The organism is Cupriavidus basilensis OR16 (assembly GCF_000243095.1).
Taxonomy (GTDB): domain Bacteria; phylum Pseudomonadota; class Gammaproteobacteria; order Burkholderiales; family Burkholderiaceae; genus Cupriavidus; species Cupriavidus basilensis_D.
Genome location: NZ_AHJE01000086.1, coordinates 1 through 16,156, shown reverse-complemented (window position 1 = coordinate 16,156; position 16,156 = coordinate 1). Strand labels below are relative to the sequence as shown.

The window sequence follows — 16,156 nt, the reverse complement described above, 5'->3', positions numbered from 1 at the left end:
CTCATCAACAGAAGGAGAATCCATGCGGCTGCTGCTTGCCTCGTTCAAACACGAGACCAATACCTTTTCGCCGGTTCCCACGCCGTTCGAGCGTTTCTTCCGCGATGGCGCGGTGCTCTGCGGCACCGAGGCCATCGCCGCGCGGCGCGGCACGGGCACCGCGCTCGGCGGCTTCATCGAAGTGGCGCAACGCCATGGCGCCGAGATGGTGGTGCCGGTAGTGGCGGAGGCTTCGCCAAGCGGCCCGGTCGACCCGCAGGCCTTTGAGCGTATCTGCGGCCTGATCGTGCAGGCGGCGGCCGGCCAGGCGTTCGACGGCATCCTGCTGGACCTGCACGGCGCCATGGTCACGCCCGGTTTCGAGGACGGCGAGGGCGAACTGCTGCGGCGCCTGCGCGAGGTGCAGCCTGACACGCTGATCGGCGTCGCGCTCGACATGCACGCCAACCTTTATCCGGAGATGGTTGCCCGCGTCAACGTGCTGACGGGGTACCACACCTATCCGCACGTCGACATGGCCGCTGCCGGCAAACGCGCCGCGCAAGTGCTGTGCCGCGCCATCCAGGGCGAAGCCCGCCCGGTGCTGGCATGGGACAACCGGCCCATGCTGCCCCATGTGATGCGCCAGGGCACCCATGCCGAGCCCAACCGGTCGTTGCAGGCAGCGTGCATCGCGCTGGAACAGGCTGGGGACGGCATTCTCGCCGCCTCGCTGTTCACCGGCTTTCCGCACGCCGATGTCCGCAATGCCGGCCTGTCGGCGGTCGTCTGCACCGATGGCAAGGCCGAGCGCGCCCACCAGGCCTGCCAGGCGCTGCTGGACCAGGCATGGGACCAGCGCGCCGGCTTTCTCTACCACGGCGCGCCACTGGCCGAGACCGTGGCCCGCGCCAAGGCGGCGGATGGCAGCCCGGTCGTATTGCTGGACCACTGCGACAACGTGGCATCGGGCGGCACCATGGACACCACCGCCGTGCTCCGGGAGGTCCTGCGGCAGGAGCTCAATAGCGCCGTCTTCTATGCGATCCACGATCCCGTTGCCGTCGAACAGGCCATCCTGGCCGGCGTCGGCAACGAGGTCTCGCTCGCACTCGGAGGGCGCTCCGAGTTGCCGGCAACGGGGGACCGCAATGACCCCCTCCGGCTGACCGCGCGCGTGCGTCTCATCAGCGATGGACGCTTCCGCCTATGCGGCCCCATGAGTGCCGGCGTGGAAGTGAGCACCGGCAAGACGGTCGTGCTGGATACCGGAGCGGTCGAGGTGATCGTGGTCTCGTCCCACATGGAGCCCTTCGACCCGGCTTGCTTCCAGGCGCTGGGCATCGATCCCGCGCGCAAGAAGTTCCTGGTGATGAAGAGCCGCGTTCACTGGCGCGCCGGCTTTGGCGACCTCGCGGCGCAAGTCTTCGAGTGCGACAGCATCGGTGTGACGACTTCCGACTTCGGCAAGCTGACCTTCGAGAACGTACGGCGGCCGATCTATCCCCTCGATGACATGTAGAAGAAGGCTAGCGCCGGCTGGATTAGCACCCACCCGTTGGTTGGCCCTGCCGGCGTGTGTCAGCGCGTGGCGGACCGGGCCGAGGTACTCGGCATCGAGCCGCATGGCCTCGAAGGGAACCGGGCTCGTCGCCATCCGCTACCGGAAGAGCCCACTTTCCAGGCAAAAGGCGATCAGCTCCTGATCCGTCCGGACGTTTAATTTGCGCATGGTGGAAATCTTCCAGCCGCCAACCGTTTTAAGCACTTCAAATTCCTTTGGCGAAATGCTGTTAATACGTTCGCCAATGGTTTTAGTGCGCTCGTCAACCGTTGTTACCGAACTGAAAACGCGCCATGCTGCCCGCATTCATAGACTTCTGAGGAGTTCGGACATCGTGGGTTGGTGTCCGACTACCCCGGTGGTTGTCCGAAAAACAGCATTTAATATTAAAACTATATTGTTTTAATATTATTAACGCGTTCATTTAATGATATACCACGAGCGTGGGGATCATGCACAGCCGCAGCCTCAATCTCGTCATACAAATCACAATTCTTATTACGAAAGTGAGGGCTTCCATGAGCAAACTGACCATCACCATCACCATCACCATCGCCAGCATCGGGATTTGCCTTGCGCTTGGGGGATGCGGCAACACCATGCTGCCAAAGTCCGAGACCAATATGCTGTTCTGGACGCAAGACCAGCGCGACGCGCGCTTTCGCCAAATCGAAAAATTCGCCCCCGGCAATGTCGTGGCCGCCGGCGGCGCGGTACGCGAACTGCCCAAGGGAACGGCCTTTCCCGAAACGCTGACCGTCGGCGGCAAGCCACTGACGATGGACGCCTATATGGCGGCGCAGCGCCATGCGGGCCTGATCATCCTGCAGGACGGCAAGGTGCGGTTTGAGCGCTATGCATTGGGTTTTGGCCCGCAAGAGCGCTGGACTTCCTTCTCGGTTGCCAAGTCGCTGGCCTCGACGCTGGTCGGGGCGGCCGTCAAGGATGGATACCTCAAGAGCATCGACGATCCGATCACGCGCTACATCCCTGAGTTGGGCGGCAGCGGCTACGACGGAGTGACGATTCGCCAAGTCCTCACCATGACCTCGGGCGTCAAGTGGAACGAGGACTATGCCGACCCGAAATCGGACGTTGCGCTGTTCAACGATGTCAAAGCCGAGCCGGGCATGGACGTCACGGTCAGCTATATGCGCAAGCTCCCGAGAGAGGCCGCGCCCGGTTCCAAATGGGTCTACAAGACGGGCGAAACCAACCTGATCGGCGTGCTGGTCAGCAAGGCGACCGGCAAGACGCTGTCCGCCTATCTGTCCGAGAAAATCTGGAAGCCATACGGCATGGCGGCGGATGCGATCTGGGTCACCAACGCCAGCGGCAATGAGATCAGCGGCTGCTGCATCTCGGCCCGGCTGTCGGACTATGCGCGTTTCGGCCAGTTCATCCTGGAAGGCGGGATTGCGGCCGGCAAGCCTGTGTTGCCGGCCAACTGGCTCGCCAGTGCAACGACCAAGCAGGCCGACATTGGCGTGCCCGGCCGCGGCTATGGCTACCAGTGGTGGACGTACGATGACGGCAGCGTTGCCGCGCAGGGCATTTTTGGCCAGGGCATCTTCATCGATCCCAAGCGCAAGCTGGTGATTGCATCGAATGGCGATTGGCCCAAGGCGACCATGCCCGATAGCGCCGGCCCGCAGCGCCAGGCCTTTTACAAGGCGGTTCAGGCGGCGGTCGATTCCGGCGCGACGCGGTAACGCCGCACGGCTCTGGTGCATGTATGGTGGATACCTCCGATATTAGGTCTCCGGCGGGGTGCGCTTTCGCTCCGAAAGAAGCGAGAAATGGTCGCTGTCCCTGACGTCACAACGGCGCGCGATGGCCCGCGACACCATTCTGACCGCTTACCGGATGGTTGGGACGCCGCTCGCCTCAAGTCACGGCGCTCACGAAGGCCTCGAACGCGCTGGCCTCCACCGGCGGACAGAAGAAGTGGCCTTGCCCGTAGTCGCAGCCGGCAGCCAGCAGGATGTCGCGCTGCGACTCGGTCTCGACGCCCTCGGCAATCACGCGGATGCGCAGTGCATGCGCCATGCTGATGATGGCGTGGCACAAGGCCACGTCGTCCGGGCCCCGCGTCAGCGAGCGGATGAAGGACTGGTCAATCTTGATGTAGTCGATGTCTAGGCGCCGCAGGTACGACAAGGACCCCGTTTCCAGCAGGCGCTGCGGGCTTATGCCGGGCGCGCGCTGGTGGGCGAGGTGCGCGGGGTCGGCCTGCTGGGCGCGATCGAACTGGCGGCGGAGCCCGCGGCGCGGCGCGCCTTCGACCCTGCCCTGAAGGCTGGCGCGCGCCTGGCCCAGCTGGCGCAGGAGCAAGGCCTGATCGTGCGCGCCATGGGCGACACCATCGCCTTCTGCCCGCCGCTGATCATCACCGAGGCGCAGATCGACGAGCTGTTCGCGCGCTTCGCGCGAGCCATGGCGGCGCTGGAGCGCGAGCTGCCGGCCAGCGGCAATGGTAGCGATGGCAGCAATGGTGCCAACCAGGCCGCAGCCTGATGACCGGCCCGGCCAATCCATCGCTACGGCTTACCACGGCGCGTGCGCGCCGCGACGGCATCCTGCTGTTTTTCTGCGCGCTGGTGGCGTTTGCCAGCTACGACGCCTTCTGCAAATGGATGCTGCGCGACCACTCGGCGCCCATGATGAACCTGACCCGCTATGTGTCGGTGAGCGTCATCGCGCTGGTGTGGCTGCTGCGCGCGCTCGGGATCGTGGCCAGCTGCTTCATGGCCGCGCTGGTCTACATGCCGCTGGCCGAGGCAACGGCGATCTACTTCACCGCGCCGCTGATCATGGTGGCGCTGTCCTGATCGTGCGGCCCGGCGGCGACCTGCCCTTCGTCGGCACGGTGCTGATGATGGTCTCGGCCATCTGCTATGCCGCCTTCCAGCTGCTGACGCGCCGGCTGGCGGGCGTGGTCGCCGGGCCGGTGCTCTACGCCTGGACCGCGCTGATCTGCCTGGTGGTCACCGGCGTGCCGGCGCTGGCGACGCTGCCCGAGGTCAGCCCGTCCGCGCCCGACATCTTGCTGATGATGGCCGGGGGTGCCTGCAGCGGCCTGGCGCAGTTGCTGCTGCTGGCCGCCTTCCGGCGCGTTGCCGCCTCCACGCTCGCGCCGCTCAATTACTTCCAACTGCTGCTCGCCGTGCTGATCAGCACCTTTGTCTTCCAGCGCCCGCCCGACGGCATCGCGCTGGCGGGCATCGCGCTGATCATGCTCTCGGGCGGATACCTCGCATTGCGCGGGCGGCAGGTGCCGTGCGCGCAGCCGGTCGCAGCCCGACCCAAGGACTAAGCCCATGTCTGATTCCGCAATCGAAGACGCCTCGCCCTTTGCCTCCATCGAAGTCTCCGACCTGGTGGCGGCGGTGGAGGCCCAGCTCACCCAGGCCATCGTCGAAGGCCGGCTGCCGCCCGGCAGCCGCATCGTCGAGGCGGACATCGCCCGCCGCATGAATGTCAGCCGCGCCCCGGTACGCGAGGCGGCGCGGCGGCTGGAGCGCCAGGGCGTGCTGGTGTCGCGCCCGCGCCATGGCTTTGCAGTGCGCACAGTGACGGTGCGCGAGATCGACGATCTGTTCCAGGTACGCCTGAACCTCGAGCTGATGGCCGCATCGCTCGCTTGCAAGCAGGCGCCGGAGGCTGGGCTGAAGCAACTCGTGGCCATGGTCGAGCGCATGGTGCAAGAGGCCGAATCGCTGCCGCAGATCGAGCGCGTGGCGCGCGACCTGGCGTTCCACACGGCCATCTGCGAGCTGTCCGGCAATGCCTACCTGCATCGCATGTTCTCCATGATGCAAACGGAGATCCGCATGATCGTGGCGCTGATCGACAGCGTGTACCACGACCCCAAGGCCGTAGCCGAGACCCACCGCCCGATCGCCGAGGCGCTTGCGCGGCGCGACGAAGCCGCCGCGCAAGCCGCGGTGCGCTTCCATATCGATGACGCCTGGGTCCATGTCCGGGCGGTGTTCATGCAAAAACAAGGCGCCGCCGAGGCGCCCTCGATGGAGTCCGTCCTATGAAAGTCGTCTACAGCGATCTGCATCTCGACCACGACCCGCACGCGTTCATGGTGCGCGGCAGGATGAAGCGCAGCAACGAGCAGCCCGAGCGCGCCCTGCGCCTGCTGGCGGCGGTGCGCGCCGACGGCCACGACGTGACCGCCCCCGCCGATCACGGCGCGGGCCCGCGCGCCGCGATCCACACGCCGGAATACCTGCGCTTCCTGGAAACCGCCTACGACCGCTGGCAGTTGCTGCCCGACGCGTCCGAAGAGGTCCTGCCCAACATCCACCCCTTCCCCGGGCAGCCCTGCACCTACCCCGACAGCGTGGTCGGCCAGGCGGGCTTCCATATGGGAGACGCCGCCTGCTCCATCGGGCCAAACACATGGCGCGCGGCGGCCGGGTCTGCCGACGTGGCCACCCACGCCGCGCAACTGGTCGCCGATGGCGAACGCGCGGCCTATGCGCTGTGCCGCCCGCCGGGCCACCACGCTTACGCGGACCGCGCCAACGGCTTTTGCTACCTGAACAACACCGCCATTGCCGCACAGCACCTGCGCCGCCACCATGACCGCGTCGCCATCCTCGACATCGACATGCACCACGGCAACGGCACCCAGGGCATCTTCTATCGCCGCAACGATGTGCTGACCGTGTCGCTGCATGGCGACCCGATGCTGTTCACGCCCTTCTTCACCGGACACGCGCACGAGCGCGGCGAGGCGGAAGGCCTGGGCTACAACATCAACCGCCCGCTGGCACGCGGCACCGGCGACGAGGCCTACCTGGCGGCGCTGCGCGACGTGTGCCTGAGCATCCGCGCGTTCGCGCCCGGGGCGCTGGTGGTAGCACTGGGGCTGGACGCGCACGAGCGCGACCCGTACCAGGCACTCGCCGTCACCACGCCCGGCTTCGCCCTCATCACCGCGGAAATCGCGCGGCTGGGCCTGCCGACGGTGCTGGTGCAGGAAGGCGGCTATCTCTCCGACGACCTCGGGCCCAATATCTCCAGCGCGCTGCGCGGCTTCGCGAGCGCCGCATGAACGGGCCGGCAAGCGCGGTGCTGGCAGCCGCCGATGTGCTTAGCGAAGGCTCGCCCGAAGTCCCGCTGGCGTGGGCCATGGACCTGCTGGCGCAGCAGTACGGGCTGGCGGGGCGGCTCTCCCCGCTGAGCGGCGAGCGCGACCAGAATTTCCTGCTGGAAACGCCGGCGGCAAGCTACATGCTCAAGGTCTCCCATCCCGCCGAGCTGCCGCTGGTGGCGGACTTCCAGACCCAGGCGCTGCTGCACATCGCCGCGGCCGATCCCGCCCTGCCCGTGCAGCGCATCATGCCGACCCTGGCGGGCCGTCCGTCGCTGATCGCGCAGCCGCCCGGCGGTGAAGCCCGCGTGGTGCGCCTGTTCAGCTACCTGCCGGGCGAGCCGCTGCCCAAGGCGCGGCGCTCGCCAGCGCAAGCGCGGGAGCTGGCGCGCACGCTGGCCCGGCTCGACCTGGCGCTGCGCGACTTCCGCCATCCCGCCGGCGAACTGGAGCTGCCGTGGGACATCCAGCGCGCCGGGCGCGTGCGCGGCCTGCTCGACAGCGTCCCGGACGAGCGCCGGCGCGCGCTGGCGACCCGCGCGCTGGATCGCTTTGCCGCCAACGTGCAGCCCCGGCTGGCGCGGCTGCGAGCCCAGCCGATCCATAACGACTTCAATATCTATAACGTGCTGGTCGACCCGCAAGACCACGCGCGCATTGCGGGCGTGCTGGATTTTGGCGACATGGTCCATGCGCCGCTGATCGACGACCTGGCCGTCGCCGCCGCTTATCAGGTTGACCCCGCCGGCGACACGTTGGCCACGCTGGCGGACTTTGCCGCCGCGTATCACGCGGTGCTGCCGCTGCAGGCCGATGAGATCGACGTGCTGTTCGACCTGGTGCAGGCCCGGCTGGTGATGGTGGTGGCCATCAGTGGCTGGCGCGCCGCGCGGCATCCGGAAAACGCCCCTTACCTGCTGCGCAACAACGCCGTCTCCTGGGACCGGCTGGCGGCCTGCGACGCGATCCCCACCGAGCAGGCGCGCATCGCCCTGCGCCGCGCTTGCGGGCTGGCGTAACCACGACACCAAGGAATCCGATGACCATGGCAGCAGCCACCCCATCCGTTGCGGCACTGACCGAGCGGCGCGCCCGCGTGCTCGGTCCCGCGTACCGCCTGTTCTACGAGGAGCCGCTGCACGTCGTGCGCGGCGATGGCGTCTGGCTTTACGACGCCAACGGCGAGCGCTACCTCGATGCGTATAACAACGTGGCGTCGGTCGGCCATTGCCATCCGCAGGTGGTGCAAGCCATTGCCCGCCAGGCCGCGCAGCTGAACACGCACACGCGCTACCTGCACGAGGGCATCCTGGACTACGCGGAGCGCCTGCTGGCTACCATGCCGGACGCGCTGGGCCATGCCATGCTCACCTGCACCGGCAGCGAGGCCAACGACCTGGCGATGCGCATCGCACGCGCCCACACCGGCGCGCAAGGGCTGATCATCACGCGCTTTGCCTATCACGGCGTGACCGCGTCCATTGCCGAGGCATCGCCCTCGCTCGGGCGCTATGTGAAGCTCGGCGACAACGTGCGTACCGTGCCGGCGCCGGACAGTTACCGCGTCGCGCCGGCGCAGCTCGGTGCCGTCTTTGCCGAAGGGGTGCGCCACGCCATCGAGGACCTGCGCGCGCATGGCATCCGCCCCGCCGCGCTGCTGGTCGACACCGTATTCTCCAGCGACGGCATTTTCACCGATCCTCCCGGCTTCCTGAAAGACGCGGCCGCCGCCATCCGCGCGGCCGGCGGCGTGTTCATCGCCGACGAGGTGCAGCCCGGCCTGGGGCGCACCGGCGAGGCGTTCTGGGGATTCCAGCGTCATGGCGTGGTGCCGGACATCGTCACCATGGGCAAGCCGATGGGCAACGGCCATCCGCTCGCCGGGCTGGCCGTGCGCCCTGAAGTGCTAGAGGCGTTTGGGCGCGAGTGCCGTTACTTCAATACCTTCGGCGGCAACCCGGTCTCCGTCGCCGCCGGCATGGCGGTGCTTGACGTCATCGAGCAGACGCAGCTCACGGCGCAAGTGCGGCGCGTAGGCACATACCTGCGCGAGCGGCTGGCAGGCCTGGCGGCACGGCATCCGCTGATCGGCGACATACGCGGGGCCGGGCTGTTCGTCGCCGTGGAGTTTGTCGAAGACGGGGACGCCGCGCGGCCCGCGACCGCGCGCACGGCGCGCATCGTCAACGGACTGCGGCGGCGCCACGTGCTGGTTGGCGCCACCGGCGAAGCGGCGAAGATCCGCCCGCCAATGGTCTTTACCGAAGCGTCCCGACACCCTGGCCGCCGTGCTGTCCGAGGTCAATAAAGCGATTTCGTATCCATCCATGGCGAGATTGCCCTGTTGAATGACGACACCGCCGTCGGTACGGGGAACCCTGCGCTGCAAAATCCGAAAATATGCCGCGTTGCGCACGCCAATCAGGTGCCCGCCGTTGCTGGCGTAGTAAGGGAAGGTTTCCGGATGCGCGGTCCAACCTGCTGCTCTTGCATAGGCCAAGGCAAGTTGCTGACCGGCGTCGCCTGCATAAACGTTGAAGCCCTCATTGCGGAAGACTTCCGCCGCCAGTGTGGAGGGCAGCAACGTATAGTGTGTATACGCTAGGCCGTTCACCCCTTTATCGGGTCCGCCACAATAATCCGTTGTGTTGCTCCGACAGATTTCAGCCGTCATCGATCCATCTGGCGACACCTGGCTGAGCATCAGGGCGCGCCAGCGATGTATTGCCTGCTCCATGAGGCGGCGGTCATTGAGATAGGCGGCACTGCTTGCTTCAAGCAGCACACCCCAGTTGCCAAAGTTATTGGATCGCGATGCGGCCGAAAGGGGCAGCACGCGTTCGCGCAGGAAGCTCTTGAACGTGGCGTCATGCCACTGACTGTCGGCACGAACCATCACCGCGGCCAACACGTACGCGGAAAACATGAAGTTGAAATCGGCGGCACCTTGCCCGCGGTCAATGCGTTGTACGCCAGCCGCCCAGGCATCGAGTATGCGCTCACTCGTTTCCGCGTATCGTCGATCACCGCTCAGCGCGAAACACAGCGCCTCTTGATAGGCTACATGACCGTCGTCTCCCAATGACCTGGCGAAGCGTTGCTCGCCTGCCCGATCGACATAGTGCGGTGGCGGCGTGAAATCAGCAATTGGATGCGGGGTGTAGTCAAGGTTCCGGTCGCACGTCGCACGTAGTGCGGACCACCGCCCTGGTGACGCGCGTAGCGAATCGACCAGTTCCGCGCTTGGCCATGCCGCCTGCTTGCTGAGCGCCACAGCCTTGGAAGACGTAGCATGGGGAGCTTGCTGGACCGCGCAGCCTGTGCAGGCCAGGATCCAGAGGACGGCGGCAGCCGAGTTTCGAACCCAGGTGGAGGGCCGCTTTGGCGCGACTTTACGAAGAGTCATACAGTGAAGGTCCGTTCGCGTTTACCAACGCATGGAATGATACCGGGAGTGCCCCGGCCAAGCCCCCAAGGGAACGCCGACCCGTTGGCCGAGGCAGGCATGGTTGGGATGTCTCTAAAAGCGCCTTAGTATCTGTGCCTGCATCTTCACGCCAGGCGCGCCGAGCCGGGTATAGACCGGCATGAACCAGGTGGCGCTCTGTCCCTTGCCGCATGAGCCATAGCCACACTCGTTCCAGATATAGAAACTGGCTATCCGATCAGCAGCATCGTACAGCGTGGACACTTGGACCGGATCGCCACCGTCGGCGGGCTTCAAGGTGAACTTCCATTCCCACATGGTGCGCGCATCGGGTACGGAAACCTGCGGGCCAGAACCAATGAAGACGTACACGCCTGGCGGAAATGTTATCTGCCTCCCCCTTTCGATCGTGAGGATGTACTCTTTGCCCGTCACCCACGGATACGCGTGACTGCGCTCTGAATCGGCAGCGTTCTGCATCAAGCGGAGATCCAAAGCGGGATCCTCCTCCCGATAATCGGTCGCGCCACCGCCGCGGCTCACCAGTCCGCCCCAATTCATTTGATAGTGGCCGTTCACCAGTTGGGGGCCGCCGTGAGCCCAGGTCTTATTTGGGAAATTGACTTGAATTGCGAAGAAATTAAGCCCCTGACCGACGGCCGTCGTCACCCGTACATGTGACGACACCTTGATGATGTCGTCTGGCGTCGCCGGGAATGCAGCGTGGGAATGGGGATCGCCTGCCTCCGGTCCGATCACGAAGCTGTGTGGCGGCGATGCGCCAGGTGCCGACGGGGTTGTGGGCGCGCAACCTGACATTTGCAGGGCGCCACAAAAAATGGCTAGCGCCAGAAGGCGGCTGGGTTGCGTGAGGGCTTTCAATATCGATCCTTAGACTAGGTGATTCGGCGCCTTGGCTGGCGCTTGCTCCTGAATCGTCCCTAGTTTACTAGGTCCTTTACGAACAACCCTCGCCGGTAAAGCCGCTGCCAACCTTGTCCACCAGGCCGCTGCGTATCCAAAGCCCTCCCGTCTGATCGGGGAAATTGCGTATCTGCACGCACATATTGCCAAACCGCGTCAGCGTGCCGAACTGGATGGCATCCGCTTCGGCCAGCTTGTCTGCGCGCGCCGATCGCCGTGCTTTCCTTCGCTGCCTCGCCGCCTACAATGAAATACCCTGGCTTGTCCGCGTTCGGCGCAACGTTACGGCTGCCATGCCCGCGCCAAAGATGGAGTACCGCAATGACAACGGCGTGTCCGCATCTTGCATTGAGCCATTCCGTGACGCCTAGCGCGGAAGGCTGCGAGGAATGCCTGCGCAGCGGCGACGAATGGGTGCACCTGCGCATCTGCCTGTGCTGCGGCCATGTCGGCTGCTGCGACGATTCGCCTAACCAGCATGCCGCCCGCCATTTCCTTGCCACGGAGCACCCGGTGGTCCAGTCGTTCGAGCCGGGCGAAACCTGGCGTTGGTGCTATATCGACAAGCTGTTCATTCCCTGAGGGGCGTCCCGGGCTCGCGCAAGCCAACCCCCATGCGCCAATCCTGCAAGGAGAATGTCATGCTGTCGACGCCCGTTGAAAAGACCGACCATGTACTGGGGCCTGCCTCGGCCCACGTCACCGTGGTCGAGTATGGCGACTTCGACTGCCAGTATTGCCGCCTGGCCTACGGCGGGGTGAAGATCCTGCTGGCCCGCTACCACGACCGGGTGCGCTTTGTGTACCGCCATTTCCCGCTGTCGGCCTGGCATCCGCTGGCGCAAGCCGCCGCGGAGGCTGCCGAGGCAGCGGCGGCCCAGCACAAGTTCTGGCCGATGCACCAGCAGATATTCGAGCAACATCACGGCATCAAGCCGGCGATGCTGCGCGAGTACGCCGCCACGCTGGAACTGGACCTGGAGCGCTTTGACTACGATATGAAGGCCCACACCTACCTGCAGCGCGTGCGCGAGCACCAGCAAGGCGGCATCGCCAGCCATGTGCGCAGCACACCGGCATTCTTCGTCAATGGGGCCATACAGGACGTGACGTTCGGCATCGAACACCTGGACCATGCCATTGCCGTGGCGCTGCGTAACTAAGGCGCAAGACCTAGGGGCCGACGGGCGTGGCCGCCGCCGCCGCGCTGTACACATGGCGCGTGGCGAGCAGTGACGCGAGGTCGGCGTCGCCGGCGATCACCGCCCGCAGGATCTGCGCGTGCTCGTCCCAGTTCTGCTGCGCGCGCTGCCGGTGCGCGGACGCAAACACCAGCCCGGTACGCTCGCGCAAGGAGCGCATCATCTCCTGCAGCACGCTGTTGGCGGCGATGTTGCCCAGCACTTCATGAAAACGGAAATTAAGCGTGAGCAGGCGCTCATCCTCGCCGCCGCACGCAGCCGCGCTGCCCTGGCGCAGCACCTCCTGCAACTCGGCGACCAGCCGAGGATCGCGCCGTTGCGCGGCCAGCTTGGCGTTCAGGCCTTCCAGCGTGGCGCGCACCTCCACCATCTCCCGGGCCACATGCTCCGACAGGCACGCCACCGACGCACCCCGGCGCGGCTCGATGCGAACCAGCCCTTCGGCCGCCAGCGCGCGCAGCGCCTCCCGCACCGGCACGCGCGATACACCCAGCTCCGCCGAGAGCGTGTGCTCCACCAGCCGGTCACCCTGGCGGTACACGCCGCCGACGATGCGCTGGCGCAAGGTATCGGTCACCTGCGAGAACAGCGGCGAATGGCGCGAGCCGAGGCTGTCGCCGGGAAGGCCTGCCGGGTGGGCGGGTGGAACACTGCCGTGGTCGTCGGACATGTTCGTCTTGTGGGAGCACGGGCCGGCCAACGCCTTGGCCGGCCCGTGCGCGATGGTTCAGTTGCGTTGGAATGTGAAGCTATCGGCGTAGATATGCGCGCCGCTGGCGCCCAGCCCGAGAAAGGCCTCGCGGGCGTCGCGGATCATGTCGGGCGAGCCGCACCGTGCTCGGACAGGTCCGGCAGGTCGGCGGCAACGGCGTGCTGCACGTGGCCGCGCCGGCCGCTCCATGTGCCGTCGGCACGCGATAGCACCGGCACGTACTGGAAATCGTAAAGCCGCGCCCCCCACGCCTGGATCTGTTGGTGCAGGTACAGGTCCGCCTGGGTACGCATGCCCCAGTACAGCGAGACCGGCGGGCAATCCGGATCGTCCATCAGCGATTCGAGGATGCTCTTGATCGGAGCCAGCCCGGTGCCCGTAGCCACCATCACCAGCGGCCGATAGTCGTCCTTGCGGAAATAGAAGCCGCCCAGCGGCAGCTCCACGTCGAGCTGGTCGTCGGCGCGCAGTCCCGCCAGCAAGCGCTCGGTGAAGTAGCCACCGGGAATGCGGCGCACGTGCAGGTCCACCGTGCGGTCCCTGGGTACCGACGCCATCGAGAAACTGCGCGCGATGCCGTCACCGGTAAAGATCTTGAGGTACTGGCCAGGACGGTAGTCAAGCGCCTGCGCCTGCGGCAACTCCAGCGTCAGGTGCACCACGTCGGCGCTGAGCGGCGCGATATGGCGGATCACCGCGGTATGGCGCGCGGGTTCGGCGCACGGCTCCCCTGGCCGCTCGGTGCTGATCACCAGGTCGCTGGTGGGCCGCGCCTGGCAGGCCAGCGCAAAGCCTTGGCCCTCCTCTTCCGGCGTCAGGCCCATGGGATATTCCTCATAGGCCACCGTGCCCTCCACCAGCTTGATGCGGCATGTGGCGCAACCGCCGAAGCGGCAGTCGTGCGCCATCGGCACATTGGCGCGCAGGGCGCCATCCAGCACCGATTCGTCGGCACCGACGTCGAACGTCTGCTGGGATTCGATGAGGTGAATGCGGTAAGACATGGCGGACTCGGAAAACGTGGGAGACGTGGGAGAGGTGAGAATCGTCGGAGACAAGGGATCTGCGCTGACTATGCGGATGCCGGCGCTTATTTCTTGATATCGGCCTGGACCAGCACCTCCAGGCCGTCGCCGGCCAGCAGCTCCTGCAGGGCCTGCAGCGCGGCCACGCCGCATGCCGTGTCCTGCTCGCCATTGCCGCCGCTCAGGCCGATGCCGCCGACGACTTCGCCGTTGATCACGATCGGGAAGCCGCCAACAAACACGGCGAACTTGCCCTCGAAGCTCCACTGGATGCCAAAGGCTTCATTGCCCGGCAGCGCGGGGCCGTTGGGGGCCTGGTTGAACAAATGGGTGGAACGCTTGTGGCCGGCGGCCGTGAAGGCCTTGTTCCAGGCGATCTGCGGGCCGGTGATGCGCGCGCCGTCCATGCGCTCCAGCGCCAGCGGATAGCCGCCGTCGTCGACCACGCAGATCGATTCCAGCACGCCGATTTCCTCGGACTTGCGGATGGCTGCCGCCACCATGTGACGGGCTTCCTTCAGTTCCAGCTTGATGGCTTTCTTCATGTCCTGCTCCTATCTTGATGCGCGGATGCTGATTGACTATCGGTATCGGTATCGGTATCGGTATCGGCTCGCTGGCCCTGGCTCAGCAGCCGCGATAAACGGTCTTGATCTGCGTGTAGAACTCCAGCCCTGCTCGGCCCGACTCGCGAAAGGTGGAGGTGCTGGATTGCTTGAGGCCGCCGAACGGCGCGTTGATCAGGTTGCCCGTGGTGGTGCGGTTGATCTTGACCGTGCCCGACTGGATGTCATGCGCGAAGTCGTGCGCATAGCGTGGATTGCTGGTCACGATGGCGGCCGACAAACCGTACTCGGTGTCGTTGGCCTTGGTGATGGCGTCGGCATAGCTGCTCACCTCGATGATGGCGATCACCGGCCCGAAGATTTCCTCGCGCGTATAGGCGGCCTTGACCGAAGCCATCACCAGCACGCGGCTGGTGCCGGTGCAGGCCTGGCCGCTCAGCGACAGGCCGCCCTTGATGGTGAGGTCCACCGCGCGGTCCAGGTCGGCGTCTTCCATCACGATCAACGGGTTCTTGCCGCCGAGTTCCATCTGGGTGCGCGTGCTCAGCGACACCGAGCGATGGATATGCTGGCCAGCGGCGGTCGAGCCGGTAAAGGAAATCGCGCGCACCGCCGGCGCTTCGGTAATGGCCGCGCCCACGTCGCCGGCACGGCCGGTGATGAAGTTGAGCACGCCCTTGGGGATGCCGGCTTCGACAAACGCCTGTGCCAGCCGGTAGCCGCTCAGCGGCGCATCCGACGAGGGCTTGAACACCACGGTGTTGCCCGCGATCAGCGCCGGGGCGATCTTGCGCGCCGGGATCGACACCGGAAAATTCCACGGCGAGATCACGGTCACCACGCCCAGCGGCTCGCGCTGGCTGTAGACGATCATGTCGGGATCGTCCTGGGGGTACGTCTCGCCGGAGAAGGACTGCCCTTCCACGGCATAGAAGCGGATGGTCTGCGCCGAGCGCAGCACTTCATCCTTGCTCAAGTTGAGCGCCTTGCCCTCTTCGCGGGTCAGTTCCTCGGCGATCTGGCCGACGTTGGCTTCCAGGTAATCGGCGGCGCCGTTGAGGATCTTGGCGCGCTTGGAGATGGGGGTCTTCTTCCACGCGTCGAACGCGGCCGCGGCGGCGGCCACGGCGGCCTGCGCGTCATCCGCGCTCGAGGCCTGGAAACGGCCGACGATATCGCCGGTATCGGCCGGGTTGACGTTGTCGAAAGTGCGCCCGCTGGCGCTCTTCGACCATTCGCCATTGATGTAGTTGTTGAATTCGTCTGTCTTTGCCACTGCCATGATGTCCAAGCCTTTCATCCGGTCAGGCCCCGGGCGGGGCCGTCAATGCCAATGCGGTGCTGCGTCTGCGCCCAGGCGGGCGGGCGGGCTCAGGCAGCCATCTCCAGTTCTGGGAGGGGGATTTCCTGTGCGACGTAGTCGTGATAGAGGGCGGTGGTGTAGAGCAGGCGCATCTGGGCGCCGATTTCGCAGATTTTCAGGCAGCGCTGCTGCAGCTCCGGGGTGTTGGCGTGTTCGAGCACGATCTGGTAGCCCCGCTCGCCGTGGATTTCATCCGAGACGATGTGCAGGTCGAAGAATTCGACTTCTTCGTCGGTGAAGTTGTACTTGTCGCGCAGCGTGGGGGTCTGCTTGCGGTAGATCGA

Annotated in this window: 15 protein-coding genes and 4 pseudogenes; 10 read left to right on the top strand and 9 right to left on the bottom strand. The window is 65.8% G+C overall.

The window, feature by feature from the left end:
• The first annotated feature begins 22 nt into the window (after positions 1-22).
• Positions 23-1,501, top strand: a complete 1,479-nt coding sequence (locus OR16_RS27895) for a M81 family metallopeptidase (RefSeq protein WP_006161735.1) — start codon at positions 23-25, stop codon at positions 1,499-1,501.
• 138 nt (positions 1,502-1,639) lie between these two features.
• Here OR16_RS27895 and OR16_RS41890 read toward each other — a convergent pair whose 3' ends face one another.
• A complete protein-coding gene (locus tag OR16_RS41890) occupies positions 1,640-1,849 on the bottom strand; it encodes a hypothetical protein (protein ID WP_237717258.1) in 210 nt (69 codons plus the stop codon).
• Positions 1,850-2,061: 212 nt separating this feature from the next.
• Here OR16_RS41890 and OR16_RS27890 point away from each other — a divergent pair, with 212 nt between their 5' ends.
• A complete protein-coding gene (locus tag OR16_RS27890; RefSeq protein WP_006161733.1) occupies positions 2,062-3,255 on the top strand; it encodes a serine hydrolase domain-containing protein in 1,194 nt (397 codons plus the stop codon).
• A gap of 175 nt (positions 3,256-3,430) precedes the next feature.
• Here OR16_RS27890 and OR16_RS27885 read toward each other — a convergent pair.
• Positions 3,431-3,706 (bottom strand): annotated as a pseudogene (locus OR16_RS27885) (EAL domain-containing protein); the annotation flags it as partial.
• 45 nt (positions 3,707-3,751) lie between these two features.
• Here OR16_RS27885 and OR16_RS27880 point away from each other — a divergent pair.
• The 6 genes and pseudogenes from OR16_RS27880 (at position 3,752) to OR16_RS27855 (ending at position 8,961) form a co-directional block, all read left to right on the top strand.
• Complete coding sequence (locus tag OR16_RS27880) at positions 3,752-4,060, top strand: aminotransferase class III-fold pyridoxal phosphate-dependent enzyme (protein WP_006161729.1); 309 nt, start codon at positions 3,752-3,754, stop codon at positions 4,058-4,060.
• Positions 4,060-4,859: pseudogene (locus OR16_RS27875) on the top strand (DMT family transporter). The gene OR16_RS27880 and the pseudogene OR16_RS27875 overlap by 1 nt, the downstream one beginning before the upstream one ends.
• A 4-nt stretch (positions 4,860-4,863) precedes the next feature.
• Positions 4,864-5,589, top strand: coding sequence for a GntR family transcriptional regulator (locus OR16_RS27870; protein WP_006161728.1), 726 nt, complete (start codon positions 4,864-4,866; stop codon positions 5,587-5,589).
• A complete protein-coding gene (locus OR16_RS27865) occupies positions 5,586-6,614 on the top strand; it encodes a histone deacetylase family protein (protein ID WP_006161727.1) in 1,029 nt (342 codons plus the stop codon). Before OR16_RS27870 ends, OR16_RS27865 begins: the two co-directional genes overlap by 4 nt.
• Positions 6,611-7,672 (top strand): phosphotransferase, encoded by a 1,062-nt coding sequence (locus OR16_RS27860; protein WP_006161726.1) that lies wholly within the window; start codon positions 6,611-6,613, stop codon positions 7,670-7,672. The genes OR16_RS27865 and OR16_RS27860 overlap by 4 nt, the downstream gene beginning before the upstream one ends.
• A gap of 20 nt (positions 7,673-7,692) precedes the next feature.
• Positions 7,693-8,961, top strand: a complete 1,269-nt coding sequence (locus OR16_RS27855) for an aspartate aminotransferase family protein (RefSeq protein ID WP_006161725.1) — start codon at positions 7,693-7,695, stop codon at positions 8,959-8,961.
• Positions 8,962-9,165: 204 nt separating this feature from the next.
• Here OR16_RS27855 and OR16_RS48440 read toward each other — a convergent pair.
• Positions 9,166-10,059 (bottom strand): annotated as a pseudogene (locus OR16_RS48440) (alginate lyase family protein); the annotation flags it as partial.
• A gap of 114 nt (positions 10,060-10,173) precedes the next feature.
• Positions 10,174-10,899: a hypothetical protein gene (locus tag OR16_RS27845; protein WP_050983129.1), complete on the bottom strand. Its 726-nt coding sequence runs from the start codon at positions 10,897-10,899 to the stop codon at positions 10,174-10,176.
• Between the two features lie 465 nt (positions 10,900-11,364).
• On the opposite strand from OR16_RS27845, the gene OR16_RS27840 reads away from it, so the two are divergent.
• Together OR16_RS27840 and OR16_RS27835 are read left to right on the top strand one after the other, a co-directional pair.
• Positions 11,365-11,586, top strand: a complete 222-nt coding sequence (locus tag OR16_RS27840; protein WP_006161721.1) for a UBP-type zinc finger domain-containing protein — start codon at positions 11,365-11,367, stop codon at positions 11,584-11,586.
• 59 nt (positions 11,587-11,645) lie between these two features.
• On the top strand, positions 11,646-12,167 hold the full coding sequence (locus tag OR16_RS27835) for a DsbA family protein (protein ID WP_006161720.1): 522 nt from the start codon (positions 11,646-11,648) through the stop codon (positions 12,165-12,167).
• Between the two features lie 10 nt (positions 12,168-12,177).
• Here OR16_RS27835 and OR16_RS27830 read toward each other — a convergent pair whose 3' ends face one another.
• The 5 genes and pseudogenes from OR16_RS27830 to OR16_RS27810 form a co-directional block, all read right to left on the bottom strand.
• The gene (locus OR16_RS27830) at positions 12,178-12,876 is read right to left on the bottom strand and encodes a GntR family transcriptional regulator (protein WP_006161718.1); all 699 of its coding nucleotides are present in this window, start codon (positions 12,874-12,876) and stop codon (positions 12,178-12,180) included.
• 57 nt (positions 12,877-12,933) lie between these two features.
• Positions 12,934-13,922 (bottom strand): annotated as a pseudogene (locus tag OR16_RS27825) (2Fe-2S iron-sulfur cluster-binding protein).
• Between the two features lie 86 nt (positions 13,923-14,008).
• Entirely contained in the window at positions 14,009-14,488 is a 480-nt protein-coding gene (locus tag OR16_RS27820) for a GlcG/HbpS family heme-binding protein (protein WP_006161710.1), read from the bottom strand.
• A gap of 82 nt (positions 14,489-14,570) precedes the next feature.
• The gene (locus OR16_RS27815; RefSeq protein WP_043421440.1) at positions 14,571-15,791 is read right to left on the bottom strand and encodes an aldehyde dehydrogenase family protein; all 1,221 of its coding nucleotides are present in this window, start codon (positions 15,789-15,791) and stop codon (positions 14,571-14,573) included.
• An 89-nt stretch (positions 15,792-15,880) separates the two neighbouring features.
• Positions 15,881-16,156, bottom strand: a 276-nt coding sequence (locus OR16_RS27810; RefSeq protein ID WP_006161707.1) for an iron-containing redox enzyme family protein, incomplete at its 5' end; no start/stop codon positions are given.